This window comes from Pseudomonas sp. MF6396 (genome assembly GCF_002018915.1).
Taxonomy (GTDB): domain Bacteria; phylum Pseudomonadota; class Gammaproteobacteria; order Pseudomonadales; family Pseudomonadaceae; genus Aquipseudomonas; species Aquipseudomonas palmensis.
The window spans coordinates 16,830-29,224 of sequence record NZ_MVOK01000034.1; the positions used below are offsets into that span (position 1 = coordinate 16,830).

Annotated in this window: 13 protein-coding genes; 8 read left to right on the plus strand and 5 right to left on the minus strand. The window is 65.3% G+C overall.

The window, feature by feature from the left end; all coding sequences use genetic code 11:
- Nucleotides 1–23: 23 nt before the first annotated feature.
- Nucleotides 24–992 (minus strand): polyprenyl synthetase family protein, encoded by a 969-nt coding sequence (locus tag MF6396_RS24980; RefSeq protein WP_054916263.1) that lies wholly within the window; start codon nucleotides 990–992, stop codon nucleotides 24–26.
- 253 nt (nucleotides 993–1,245) lie between these two features.
- Here MF6396_RS24980 and rplU point away from each other — a divergent pair, with 253 nt between their 5' ends.
- The 5 genes from rplU to MF6396_RS25005 all read left to right on the plus strand — a co-directional run bounded on the left by rplU (nucleotide 1,246) and on the right by MF6396_RS25005 (nucleotide 4,923).
- Nucleotides 1,246–1,557 (plus strand): 50S ribosomal protein L21, encoded by a 312-nt coding sequence (gene rplU, locus MF6396_RS24985; protein ID WP_038614793.1) that lies wholly within the window; start codon nucleotides 1,246–1,248, stop codon nucleotides 1,555–1,557.
- 33 nt (nucleotides 1,558–1,590) lie between these two features.
- Nucleotides 1,591–1,848, plus strand: coding sequence for a 50S ribosomal protein L27 (gene rpmA, locus MF6396_RS24990; RefSeq protein ID WP_010225698.1), 258 nt, complete (start codon nucleotides 1,591–1,593; stop codon nucleotides 1,846–1,848).
- A 191-nt stretch (nucleotides 1,849–2,039) separates the two neighbouring features.
- Nucleotides 2,040–3,263, plus strand: a complete 1,224-nt coding sequence (cgtA, locus tag MF6396_RS24995; RefSeq protein ID WP_043860221.1) for an Obg family GTPase CgtA — start codon at nucleotides 2,040–2,042, stop codon at nucleotides 3,261–3,263.
- 75 nt (nucleotides 3,264–3,338) lie between these two features.
- Nucleotides 3,339–4,457 (plus strand): glutamate 5-kinase, encoded by a 1,119-nt coding sequence (gene proB / locus MF6396_RS25000; protein WP_078481774.1) that lies wholly within the window; start codon nucleotides 3,339–3,341, stop codon nucleotides 4,455–4,457.
- Nucleotides 4,458–4,461: 4 nt separating this feature from the next.
- On the plus strand, nucleotides 4,462–4,923 hold the full coding sequence (locus MF6396_RS25005) for a CreA family protein (protein WP_078481775.1): 462 nt from the start codon (nucleotides 4,462–4,464) through the stop codon (nucleotides 4,921–4,923).
- Nucleotides 4,924–5,034: 111 nt separating this feature from the next.
- Here the strand turns inward: MF6396_RS25005 and mksF are convergent, their stop codons facing one another.
- From mksF to mksB, 3 genes are read right to left on the minus strand one after another with little or no spacing between them, the layout of a single operon-like run.
- Nucleotides 5,035–7,869: an Mks condensin complex protein MksF gene (gene mksF / locus MF6396_RS25010; protein ID WP_054916262.1), complete on the minus strand. Its 2,835-nt coding sequence runs from the start codon at nucleotides 7,867–7,869 to the stop codon at nucleotides 5,035–5,037.
- Entirely contained in the window at nucleotides 7,866–8,567 is a 702-nt protein-coding gene (gene mksE / locus MF6396_RS25015; RefSeq protein ID WP_043859813.1) for an Mks condensin complex protein MksE, read from the minus strand. The genes mksF and mksE overlap by 4 nt, the downstream gene beginning before the upstream one ends.
- Nucleotides 8,557–9,834: an Mks condensin complex protein MksB gene (gene mksB, locus MF6396_RS25020; protein WP_078481776.1), complete on the minus strand. Its 1,278-nt coding sequence runs from the start codon at nucleotides 9,832–9,834 to the stop codon at nucleotides 8,557–8,559. The genes mksE and mksB overlap by 11 nt, the downstream gene beginning before the upstream one ends.
- 166 nt (nucleotides 9,835–10,000) lie before the next feature.
- Here mksB and MF6396_RS25025 point away from each other — a divergent pair, with 166 nt between their 5' ends.
- Nucleotides 10,001–10,783: an energy transducer TonB gene (locus tag MF6396_RS25025; protein ID WP_078481777.1), complete on the plus strand. Its 783-nt coding sequence runs from the start codon at nucleotides 10,001–10,003 to the stop codon at nucleotides 10,781–10,783.
- Nucleotides 10,776–11,231 carry a ribosomal protein S18-alanine N-acetyltransferase gene (gene rimI, locus MF6396_RS25030; protein WP_043859816.1) on the plus strand — a complete coding sequence of 152 codons (456 nt, stop codon included), beginning with the start codon at nucleotides 10,776–10,778 and terminating at the stop codon, nucleotides 11,229–11,231. Before MF6396_RS25025 ends, rimI begins: the two co-directional genes overlap by 8 nt.
- 4 nt (nucleotides 11,232–11,235) lie before the next feature.
- Here rimI and MF6396_RS25035 read toward each other — a convergent pair whose 3' ends face one another.
- Nucleotides 11,236–11,559: a hypothetical protein gene (locus MF6396_RS25035; RefSeq protein WP_043859817.1), complete on the minus strand. Its 324-nt coding sequence runs from the start codon at nucleotides 11,557–11,559 to the stop codon at nucleotides 11,236–11,238.
- 118 nt (nucleotides 11,560–11,677) lie between these two features.
- On the opposite strand from MF6396_RS25035, the gene can reads away from it, so the two are divergent.
- A complete protein-coding gene (can, locus tag MF6396_RS25040) occupies nucleotides 11,678–12,316 on the plus strand; it encodes a carbonate dehydratase (RefSeq protein WP_043859818.1) in 639 nt (212 codons plus the stop codon).
- Nucleotides 12,317–12,395: the final 79 nt, after the last annotated feature.

The window sequence follows — 12,395 nt, forward strand, 5'->3', positions numbered from 1 at the left end:
CGAGCGATGGGCCGGGCAGGGGATCAGTGCGTGCGGGCGACGGCGAACTCGCTGAGTTCGACCAGCGCATCGCGGTATTCGCTGGCCGGCAGCACGTCCAGGCAGGCGATGGCACGGGCCACGTAGTCACGTGCCATCTGTGCGGTGTACTCCAGCGCGCCGGCGGCCTCCACTGCGTTGCGGATGCTCTCCAGGTCTTCAAGGCCACCTTTCTGGATGGCCTGGCGCACCAGCGCCGCCTGCTCGGGGGTGCCTTCGCGCATGGTGTAGATCAGCGGCAGGGTCGGCTTGCCTTCGGCCAGGTCGTCACCGACGTTCTTGCCCAGGGTCTCGGCGTCGCCCTTGTAGTCGAGCAGGTCGTCGACCAGCTGGAAGGCCACGCCCAGGTGGTCGCCGAAGGTACGCAGGGCTTCGCGCTGTTCGTCGCTGGCGCCGGCCAGTGCGGCGGCGCTGTGGGTGGAGGCTTCGAACAGCATGGCGGTCTTGCCGCGGATGACGTCCATGTAGACTTCCTCGGTGGTGCTGGCGTCGCGAATGCGCGACAGCTGCAGCACTTCACCCTCGGCAATCACGCGGGTGGCCTTGGAGAGGATCTGCATGACCGGCATCGAGCCCAGCTCGACCATCATCTCGAACGAGCGCGAGTACAGGAAGTCGCCCACCAGCACGCTTGGCGCGTTGCCCCACAGGGCATTGGCGGTGGAGCGGCCACGGCGCATGCCCGACATGTCGACCACGTCGTCATGCAGCAGGGTGGCGGTGTGCAGGAACTCGATGGTGGCTGCCAGCAGGCGCAGGTCGTCGCCTTCGCGGCCCAGTGCCTTGCCGCACAGCAACACCAGCAGCGGGCGCAGACGCTTGCCCCCGGCCGAGGTAATATAGTCGCCGATTTTCGATACCAGCGGCACACGCGAAGTCAGCTGCTTCTTGATGATCTCGTCAACGGCGCTGAAGTCGTCCGCTACCGCACGGTAGAAAGCTTGGGGTTGCATCGGCCACAGGTGCTCCATAAGGGTTGCGCGGCATGCTAGGTTGCGGGTCCCGGCGTGTCAAGGCGCACTGCCCGTGGGGTCAATGGCCACACTTGCAAGGCAAAGCTGGCTTGCGTACAATCGCGCACCCTGAACTTCCTGGGCAGCACCTGCCTTACGCAATTGCACTGGGCCGTTCCAGCCCTATGCAGCCATGCCAGCCAATACTCTTCCTATAAAGAGCTGGGTGAGCAGGATTATCGGAGAAATACCCATGTACGCAGTAATTGTTACCGGTGGCAAGCAGTACAAAGTCGCCGAAGGTGAATACCTGAAAATCGAAAAACTGGAAGTCGCCACTGGCGAATCCGTGACTTTCGACCGCGTTCTGTTGGTTGCCAATGGCGACGACGTGAACATCGGCGCTCCAGTCGTTGCTGGTGCCAAGGTTGTTGCTGAAGTGATCTCGCAAGGTCGTCACGACAAAGTTCGCATCATCAAGTTCCGCCGCCGTAAGCACCACATGAAGCGTATGGGCCACCGCCAGTGGTTCACCGAAATCAAGATCACCGGTATTTCGGCTTAATCGCCCAAATCCCCATTTCTGGAGAATTGAACCATGGCACACAAAAAAGCTGGTGGTAGTACCCGTAACGGTCGCGACTCAGAAGCCAAACGCCTTGGCGTGAAGATGTATGGCGGCCAGGCTATCATCCCGGGCAACATCATCGTGCGTCAGCGCGGCACCCAATTCCACGCTGGCTACGGCGTTGGCATGGGCAAGGATCACACCCTGTTCGCCAAGATCGCGGGTAAGATCAAGTTCGAAGTAAAAGGCGCCTTCGGTCGTCGTTACGTGAGCGTCGTTGCCGAGTAATCGCGCGATCGCTGGAAAAGCCCTGTCTCGCGACGGGGCTTTTTCGTTTGTGGGGTGAGTCTCTTGCAAAGCTGTTTGTATGGGCTGCCGGCGCTGGTGTTCTGGCCGTATCGGGGCCGCCGCGCTCACTTTTGCAAGAGCCTTATGTCTTTGTGTCACTCAGCTCGTCCAACTGACGAGAGGCGGTTTTTATGAAGTTTGTTGACGAAGTATCGATCAAGGTCAAGGCCGGTGACGGCGGTAACGGTTGCATGAGCTTCCGCCGCGAGAAGTTCATCGAGAACGGTGGCCCCAACGGTGGCGATGGTGGCGACGGCGGCTCGGTGTACATGGTTGCCGACGAAAACCTCAACACCCTGGTCGACTACCGCTACACCCGCCACTTCGAGGCCCAGCGCGGCTCCAATGGCGGCAGCACCGACTGCACCGGCAAGAAGGGCGACGACCTGATCCTGCGCGTGCCGGTCGGCACCACCGTGATCGACGCGGGCACCCAGGAAGTGATCGGCGACCTGGTCAAGGCCGGGCAGAAACTGATGGTGGTGCAGGGCGGCTGGCACGGCCTGGGCAACACCCGTTTCAAGTCCAGCACCAACCGTGCGCCACGCCAGACCACCCCGGGCAAGCCCGGGGAGCAGCGTGACCTGAAACTGGAAATGAAAGTGCTGGCCGACGTCGGCCTGCTGGGCTTGCCCAATGCCGGCAAATCCACCTTCATCCGTTCGGTGTCGGCCGCCAAGCCGAAAGTCGCCGACTACCCGTTCACCACCCTGGTGCCGAACCTGGGCGTGGTCAGCGTCGACCGCTGGAAGAGCTTCGTCATCGCCGACATCCCCGGCCTGATCGAAGGCGCTTCGGAAGGCGCCGGCCTGGGTATCCGCTTCCTCAAGCACCTGGCGCGTACCCGCCTGCTGCTGCACCTCGTCGACCTGGCCCCGCTGGATGAAAGCAGCAGCGCCGACGCCGCCGAAGTCATCGTCAACGAGCTGACCCGCTTCAGCCCGTCGCTGGCCGAGCGTGACCGCTGGCTGGTGCTGAACAAGACCGACATGCTGATGGACGACGAGCGCGACGAGCGCGTCAAGGAAGTGGTCGAGCGCCTGCAGTGGGAAGGCCCGGTGTACGTGATCTCGGCGATCTCCAAGCAGGGCACCGAGCAGCTCAGCCGCGACATCATGCGCTACCTCGAAGACCGTGCCGACCGCCTGGCGGCCGACCCGGCCTACCGCGACGAGCTGGCCGACCTCGACCAGCGCATCGAAGACGAGGCCCGTGCCCAGCTGCAGGCCCTGGACGACGCGCGCGCCCTGCGCCGTACCGGCGTCAAGAGCGTGCACGACATCGGCGACGATGATGACGATGACGACTGGGAAGACGACGAAGACGGCCCGGAAATCATTTACGTGCGCGACTGATTCGTTGCAGTACACTAAACGCCGCTTTTTCAAGCGGCGTTTTGGTATCTAAAGATCTCTATAGGTTGGAAGAAGATGCGGAGCAAGGTGACGGGTGCGCAGCGCTGGGTCGTGAAAATCGGCAGCGCGTTGCTGACGGCGGATGGCAAGGGCCTGGACCGCGCGGCGATGGGCGTGTGGGTCGAGCAGATGGTGGCCCTGCATGAGGCAGGGGTCGAGTTGGTGCTGGTCTCTTCGGGGGCCGTGGCTGCCGGCATGAGCCGCCTGGGCTGGAGCAAGCGACCGAGTGCGATGAACGAGCTGCAGGCTGCCGCCTCCATCGGCCAGATGGGCCTGGTGCAGGCCTGGGAGTCGAGCTTTGCCGAGCATGGCCGGCACACCGCGCAGATCCTGCTGACCCACGACGACCTCTCCGACCGCAAGCGTTACCTCAACGCCCGCAGCACCCTGCGTACCCTGGTGGAGCTGGGCGTGGTACCGGTGATCAACGAGAACGACACCGTGGTCACCGACGAGATCCGCTTCGGCGACAACGACACCCTGGCCGCACTGGTGGCCAACCTGGTGGAAGCCGACCTGCTGGTGATCCTCACCGACCGCGACGGCATGTTCGATGCCGACCCGCGCAACAACCCCGAAGCCCAGCTGATCTACGAGGCGCGCGCCGATGACCCGGCGCTGGACGCCGTGGCCGGCGGCACCGGTGGCGCACTGGGGCGTGGCGGCATGCAGACCAAGCTGCGTGCGGCGCGCCTGGCCGCGCGGTCGGGGGCGCACACCATCATCGTCGGCGGGCGCATCGAGCGCGTGCTCGACCGCCTCAAGGCCGGCGAGCGCCTGGGCACCTTGCTCTCGCCCGAGCGCGGCATGCTCGCGGCACGCAAGCAATGGCTGGCCGGGCACCTGCAGACCCGCGGCACCCTGGTGCTGGACGCCGGTGCGGTGCAGGCCTTGCGCCAGGCCAAAAAGAGCCTGCTGCCGGTGGGCGTCAAGACCGTGCAGGGCAGTTTCCGGCGTGGCGAGATGGTCGTGTGCGTAGGGCCGGACGGCCTTGAGGTGGCCCGCGGCCTGGCCAACTACAGCGCGCTGGAAGCGCAGAAGATCATCGGCCAGTCATCCGAGGCCATCGAGGCCGTGCTGGGCTACAGCGCCGAGCCGGAACTGGTGCACCGCGACAACCTGATTCTGGTATGAGGAAATGAGCGTGATCAAAGGGATTTTTGCAGCCGCCTTGCTGGCCTTGCCGATGCTGGCCGGTGCCGAGGAAATCGGCCAGGTGTCGACGGTGTTCAAGTTCGTCGGGCCCAACGACCGCATCGTGGTCGAGGCGTTCGACGACCCCAAGGTGGAGGGCGTGACCTGCTACCTGTCGCGCGCCAAGACCGGCGGCGTGAAGGGTGGGCTGGGGTTGGCCGAAGACCGTGCCGAGGCGTCGATCGCCTGCCGTCAGGTGGGGCCGATTCGCTTCAAGGGCGAGCTCAAGGATGGCGATGAAGTGTTCAAGGAGCGCACCTCGCTGGTGTTCAAGACCATGCAGGTGGTGCGCTTTCTGGACAAGAAGCGCAACACGCTGGTGTACCTGGTGTACAGCGACCGCCTGATCGAAGGCAGCCCGCAGAACGCGGTGACGGCGATTCCGATTCTGCCTTGGGCGCAGTGATCGGGCACCGCGTCGCCCCTTTCGCCGGCAAGGCCGGCTCCTACAGGCGACGATAACCCCGTAGGAGCCGGCCTTGCCGGCGAAGGGGCCATCAAGGCCCCTGTACCGTCGTCAGATCGACGCCGGCTCAACCTCCACTTCCCGCACCTCGACCTTCACCTGATCGCGACGGCTGATGTACTTCCAGTCCGCCTCGTCGATGTAGATCCCGTTCGGCCCGCTACCGCCCTCCAGGTCGATTGCCACGTGCGCCGATACCTGCGGCTTCACGCTCGCCAGAATCGGCACGAAGCCCAACTGCAGGCTGGTCTCCAGCAATGCCGCCTGGTTGCGTTCGTCGATGTCGGCCGCCTCGTCCAGGTAGTACGGCAGGCGCACGCGCCCGGCCTGGTCGCGGTCCATCAGGTGCAGCAACAGGTACATGTTGGTTAGCGCCTTGATGGTCATGGTGGTGCCGTTGGAGGCCGCGCCATCGATGTCGGTATGGATGATCGGCTGGCCGCCCACCTTGGTGATCTCGAACGCCAGCTCGAACAGGTCCTTCAGGCCCAGCTGGTTGTGGTTGGCTGCCACCAGCCGCGCCAGGTACTCCTTGGCCTCTTCGTTCTTGTTGTCCTGCTCGGCGCTCTGGCTCAGGTCGAACACCGACAGGGTCTCGCCTTCCTCGTACTGGCCGGCACTGTGGATGATCTGGTCGATGTGCTTGAGCGCTTCCTTGTTCGGCGCCAGCACGATGCGAAAGCTCTGCAGGTTGGATACCTGGCGCTTGTTGATCTCGCGGTTGAACAGTGCCAGCTGGTGCTCGAGGCTGTCGTAGTCGCTGCGGATGTTGCGCAGGGTACGCGCGATGTCGGTCACCGCCGCGCGCCGCGCCTTGCCCAGGGTCAGGGCTTCGTCGGTACGGTGCGCGTAGGCGTTGATCAGCAGCTGCAGGCGGCGCTCCATGTCGTCTTCGCTGTCGAACTTGGCCACGCCCTTGAGGCGTACCTGGGCGTACAGCGCCTCGATCTGGCCATCCACCCGCAGCAGGCCCTGCCAGCTGTCCTGGTAGTCGTTGAGCAGCGGCAGCAGGTTGTCCATGGAGTCGTCGACCGGGTCCATGAACGGCGTGCCGAACGGCAGGTCGGCTGGCAGCAGTTGGCGACGGCGCAGGGCGTCGTCGAGGGTGCGCTGCTTGGCCTCCATGTCGGCAATCTGGCGACCGACCAGTTGCAGCTTGGCCGACAGTTGCTGCACGCGCTCGGTGAACGCGTCGCTGGAGCGCTTGAGCTCGTCCTGGGCCGCCTCCATCTGCGCCAGCTGCTCCAGCTTGTCGCCTTCCTCGGCCGACAGGGTCTGGGTACGGCGGTAGTCTTCCAGGGCCTTTTGCGCATCCAGCACCTGCTGGTACAGCGCTTCGGTCTGGGTCTTGCTCGCGGCGCGGTCGGCGGCCACGGCTTGCTGGGTCTTGAGCTGCTTGAGCTCTTTTTCCAGGCGCTCCTTCTGGTCGCGCAGCGCGGCGCGGTCGGCCAGAGCCTGCAAGGCCGGCGGCTCGATATGGCTGAGGTCGATGGACAGCCCCGGCGCCTCGAAGCGCTCGCCCTTGAAGCCGTCGAGTACCGCTTCCAGGGACTTGACCCACACGTCGCTGTCATCCAGCTCGATGCCGCGCTCGCCCAGCGGCAGGCTGAACAGCGCACCGTTGAACAGGCGCATCAGGCGCTCGACGTCCTGCTGCGAGAACTCTTCGCGCAGGCGTGCATAGCTGTTGTTGTCGGCATGGTCGAGCTGCTGCTTGACCGACTTCAGGCGTTTCTCCAGGTCGCGCAGGCGCTCTTCCAGGTCCTCGGCGCTGAACTGGCGCGACTGCGCCAGGGCACCGGCCAGTTCGTCGTGGGCGTCCTTGGCGGCCAGCAGCTGCTGCTCCAGCACCTTGACGTCATCCACCAGCGCGAAGCGGTGCTTGAGCACCGACAGTTCGCCCAGCCAGCGCTGGATACCGGTCATTTCGCGTTCCAGGCGCATCAGCTCCTGGGTGCCGCCGCGCTGGTTGTTCTGCAGCGCGTCCTGCTCGTGGCTGTAGTGCTCGGCCTGCAGCACCAGTTCTTCCTTGCGTGCGCCGGCGTAGTCCTGCCAGGTGCCGAGCAACTGGTCGAGCAGCGGTGACAGGCGGTGCAGCTTGCCGCGCAGGATGTCGCGCTGGGCCACGCCATTGGCCAGGGCCTCGACCAGCGGGCCGGCGGCTACCAGCGAGTTGTAGTCCTGTTCCATGCGCCGCACGTCGCGGAAGGCTTCTTCGCAGGCGGCGATGTAGTCGACGCTGCCCGAGCGCAGGCTGTGCTCGAACGCATCGAGGAACAGCTGCTTGAGCTTGGCCGCGGTAATCTCGCGCATGTGCAGCAGGTTGATGAACAGGGCGCGGAAGGTCTTCAGGCTCTGCTCGCTGGTGGAGCGCAGCGGAATCAGGGTCAGGTCCAGCGGCACCGAGGTGTGCCCGCCCACCAGCAGCCGGCGCAGTTCGTCGGGCTTGAGCTCGTAGGCTTTCAGGCCGTTGCGCTCCAGGTTGGTGAACAGCTCCTTCTGGCGCAGGCAGGTGTCGTTCTTCTGGTAGTGGCCCAGGTCCAGCTCGCCGGCATAGGCGAAGAACTGGTGGCCGAAGCCGCCGCCAGGGCCGCGCCCGACCACGCCGATCACGTGCGGGCCGTGGGGCAGGTTGACCTCGCAGAGGATGTAGCTGGTGTCGCTGGCGAAGTAGAAGCGGCGTGACTGCTCCAGGCTGTACTTGCCGAAGCTCATGTCCGACATGCGCGCCAGGATCGGGAACTGCAGGGCGTTGATCGACGCACTCTTGCCCAGGTTGTTGGCGCCGTACACCGACAGCGGGTGCTCCAGCGGGAACAGGCCCAGGCTGTAGCCGGCGGTGTTGAGCAATGCAAAGCGGCGAATGCCGTAGCGGTCCTGGCTCATGCGTCAATCTCCTGTTGCTCTTGGGCAATGGCACGGGCCAAGGCGTCTTCTTCGCTTTCCTCGAACGGGCTCAGGTCGAGCGGGTCGTCGGTCCTGTTCAGCTCTTCAGGGGTTTCTTCCACCACCAGCACCGGGGTCGGCAGCGGCAGGGCACTGTGCAGGCTGGCGGCCAGGTCGCGGTCCTGCTGCACCGACAGGCACACGTCGAGGAAGCGGTGCATCGGCGGCAGGAAGCGGTAGATGCCGTTGTCTTCGCTGGCAAAGCCGAGCTGGGTCATGCGGCGCATGATCTTCTCTTCCAGCTCGTCGGGGGTCTGCACCTCGGCCTGCAGGAACAGGTCGCGGTACTTTTCCAGCAGCGAGGGCAACTCGTCGCGCCCCAGGCTGCCGCCGTCGAGCACCGACATCGGGTCGCGGCCCTGGTCGGCCAGGTGCTCCACCAGGATGAAGGTGAACAGCGACAGGCGCTGGGCGGTCTTGTTGACCTGGGCAGCAGCCAGTTCCGGCACGAAGTAGTAGAAGCCGCGGGTGTCGCACACCAGTTCGAAGCCCAGGGCCTTGAACAGGCCGCGGTACTGGTCCTGGAAGTTCGACAGCTGGGCATACAGCTCCGGGTCGCGCCGGCTGATGTGGAAGCCCTTGAACAGCTCGCGGAAGATCGGTGCGAGCTGGGACAGTTCGGAAAGATCAAGATGCATGGGTAGGGCTCGCAGTAGGCTCGGGCGACGGTTCGCGGCTTGAAGTCAGGGCGAACGAGCGCAGGCTGACCAGGTGTTCCTGAGTGGTGTACTCGCGGCGCTCCAGGCGCGCGCGGGTAAAGCGTTTTTCCCGCGACAGGCGCGAGAACCAGTACAGCAGTTCGTCGGTGGCGCCTTCGGGCTCCTGCTCCAGCAGCCACACCATCAGGTCGGGCAGCGGCAGGGCGTCTTCGCAGCGTTCGAGCATTTCCTTGACCGTGCGCGGTGCACGCGGCGCGTCGCCCTTGTGGCTCTTGTGCGCCTTGGGGAACTGCGCCGGCTTGGCTTCGAAGCGGGCCAGGGCATACACGTAGGCCTCGACCTGGCTGGCGCTGCCGAGGAAGGTGCTCTGCGGGCGGGTGAACAGCGGCATGGCCGCCTGCGGCACGGCGTCGATGCCCTTGCGCCGGATCACCGACAGCGCCAGTGCGGCGCCACGGGTCACGGCGTTGTGCCGTCGCGCCTCTTCACGCAGCGGCAGCAGCAGCTCGCGGGCGTGGCGCAGGGTCAGCTGTGCGCTGGTCTGCATCTCGAGGATGCGCGCGTGGGTGCGCAGCAGCATGTCGTCGTCGACCAGGTGGCCCAGTCGCGCCTGCTCGCCCAGCAGGCGCAACAGCACGGTCTCGACCTTGCGCACGCCCTGTTCGAAGGCGCCGTCGGCGTTCACCAGCTGGATCATCGGCTCGACGTATTCGTCCCAGGTGGCCAGCACTTCGGCGTAGCGCTGGCGCAGCGGGATCTGCCGGTCGCTGGTCTTGGCCCGCTCGGCCACCGCCACCAGCGCCTGCTCGTCGTTGTCGAGTTTTTTCAGCACGTCACGCACGCGCATGTCGAGCAGACGCAGCTGGCGCGCCAGGTCGTTGCCGTCGCGGATGTCGAAGGCGTCCTGGATATGCCCGGCCAGGCGCTCGAGGTGGCGCAGGTAGGCTTCGATCTCCAGGCACAGGCCCAGGCGGTGCTCGCGCCGCAGGTAGGCCAGGAAGTCGTGGATCTGGGCGTTGAGCTCGAAGCGGTTCGGGCTCTTGGCCACCGGGACCAGGATGTCCAGGCGAATCCACACGTCCAGCAGGTTGGTGATGTCCTGGGGCGTACTGTCGAGCTGTTGTGCGGCCAGTTGCCCGCGCAGCTCGGCCAGGCTCAGGGTGCCCCCGTCGAAGCGCTCGCACAACGGCTCGAGCAGGGCCCAGTGTTCGGCTAGGGCGCGCAGGACGCGCTTGGGTTCGATCATTGGCGGGTCGACTCGCTGCCAAGTAAAAGCGCCGATTGTACTGCATCAGGGGGGGATCGATTCACCCCCTGATCGTTTGCCGGTGTTGTCGGGCGGTTTTGTACCTGCAACGGCGGCGTAACGGCGGTAGAATGCTCGCCCCGACTTATCCACAGATGGCCGCCCTTTGCTTACCGAGTCCCGCCGCCGCGCCTACCTGAACGCCATGCAAGTGGTGCACTGGCTGCCGCGCGCCGAACTGCCGTTCGCCGCGCCATCGCGCCCCGCGCTGCTGCGGGTACCCGAACCGCTGGTCGAGGCGCCGGTGGTGCTGCCGGCAGTGGTGGCCAAGGCGTCTGCACCGGCTGCCAAGCCGGCCGAGCGGCCAAAAATCGAGATTCCGCGACCGACGGTCAGCGCCAAGCCGGCCAGCAAGCCGGTGCTCGATGCCGAAGAAACCGCCGCCGTGGTCAAGCCAGCGCTGGTACCGCCGCCCCGCTTTGCCTTGCAGTTGCTGCGTGCCGGCGATTGCCTGGTGCTGGTGGAGCTGGTTACCGGCCAGCCGTTCCAGAGCCGCGACCCGTCCTACCTGCTGCTCAAGGACATGCTGCGCGCCGCCGGCCTGCCCGACAGCCCGCAGATCATCGGCGAGCCGGTACGCTGGCCGTTGCTGGTGCGCGGCACTCTCGACCAGGGCCCGCTGGCGGCGCGTGATTTTGTCCAGGGTTTCATCCAGGCCCGCCTTGAAGAGGCGCCCTGCAGCTGCCTGTGGCTGGTCGGCCTGCCGGCGGTGCGCTTTGCCGGTGAAGCCGACGAGCAGGCGTACTACCGCGAATTGCCGGTGGAGGGCCTGGGCAACTGCTGGGCCTTGCCTGGCCTTGAACTGTTGATGGACGAGCCCGCCCGCAAGGCGCACGTCTGGCAAGCCATGCGCCGGCTGATGGCGCGCTGGAAACCACGCAATGAGTGACAACATCAGTTTTCGCCGCATGACCGAGGCGGATCTGGATGCCGTGCTGAAGATCGAATACGCCGCCTTCAGCCACCCGTGGACCCGGGGGATCTTTCTCGACGGGCTGAAGAACTACGAAATCTGGCTGATGTTCGAAGGCCAGCAGCAGGTGGGCCACGGCGTGATCAACGTGATCATCGACGAGGCGCACCTGCTCAACATCACCGTCAAGCCCGAAAGCCAGGGCCGTGGCCTGGGCCTGCGCCTGCTCGAAGAGCTGATGAAGCGCGCCTACGCCAGCAACGGCCGCGAGTGCTTCCTCGAAGTGCGCGCCAGCAACCAGTCGGCGTATCGCCTGTACGAGCGCTTCGGCTTCAACGAGATCGGCCGACGACGCGACTACTACCCGGTGGCGGGTGGCCGCGAAGATGCGCTGGTGATGGCCTGCACGCTGTTCGAAGAATAACCCTTCAGCGCTCGCGCTTGCCGTCCAGCGGGTCGCGACGCGCCAGTTCGGCCTCGTCCAGGCCGTTGCCGCCGCCAATGTCATCTTCGTCGACTACGCTCAGGTCCCAGTCGGCCGGGTGGTCGCCGCCGACTTCATCGGCTGAGCGGGCGCCGTCTTCGGGGATCAGGGTTTCGGGCGTCAGGTCATCGTCGCTGGGGTCGTAGTGCGTGTCGGTCACCGGTGGGTCTTGATCGAAGTCCAGCGGCTGCACCGAGCCCATCTGGTCCTCGATGGTATCGATCGGTGGGGGTTCCGGGGCATGCGGCGGGCGATGTGATTCGGTCATGTCTATTCTCCTGCGGGTGGCCTGTAAGGGGTGGACCGGCCACGGGCGGGAAGATTCAAAGGCGTGACCCGAACGGGGTGGCGCCAGTCACACATGCGCATTCCCATGAGGCTTGACCATGCACGATCTACAAGAACTGATTGATAACAACGCGCGCTGGGCCGATGCGATCAAGCAGGAAGATCCGGACTTCTTCGCCAAGCTGGCGCGTCAGCAGACTCCGGAATTCCTCTGGATCGGCTGTTCGGATGCGCGGGTGCCGGCCAACGAGATCGTCGGCATGCTGCCGGGCGACCTGTTCGTGCACCGCAACGTGGCGAACGTGGTGCTGCACACCGACCTCAACTGCCTGTCGGTGATCCAGTACGCGGTGGACGTACTCAAGGTCAAGCACATCCTGGTGACCGGGCACTACGGTTGCGGCGGCGTGCGGGCCTCGATGCAGGACCGTCAGCTGGGCCTGATCGACGGCTGGCTTCGGGCGATTCGCGACGTGTACTACGAGCATCGTGTGGAATTGTCCAAGCTGGCGACCGAGGAAGAGCAGGTCGACCGCCTGTGCGAGCTGAACGTGATCCAGCAGGTGGCGAACGTGGGGCACACCAGCATCGTGCAGAACGCCTGGCATCGCGGGCAGAGCCTGTCGATCCATGGGTGCATCTACGGGATCAAGGATGGCCTGTGGAAAAGCCTGAACACCACCATCAGCGGGTTCGAGCAGCTGCCGCCGCAGTACCGGTTGCGTCCGCAGGACTGACCGCCCATTGGCTGTTGCAGGAGCCAGCCTGGCTGGCGAAGGCCGCGCGACCTGTCCGTGGTGCGGCCTTCGCCGGCAA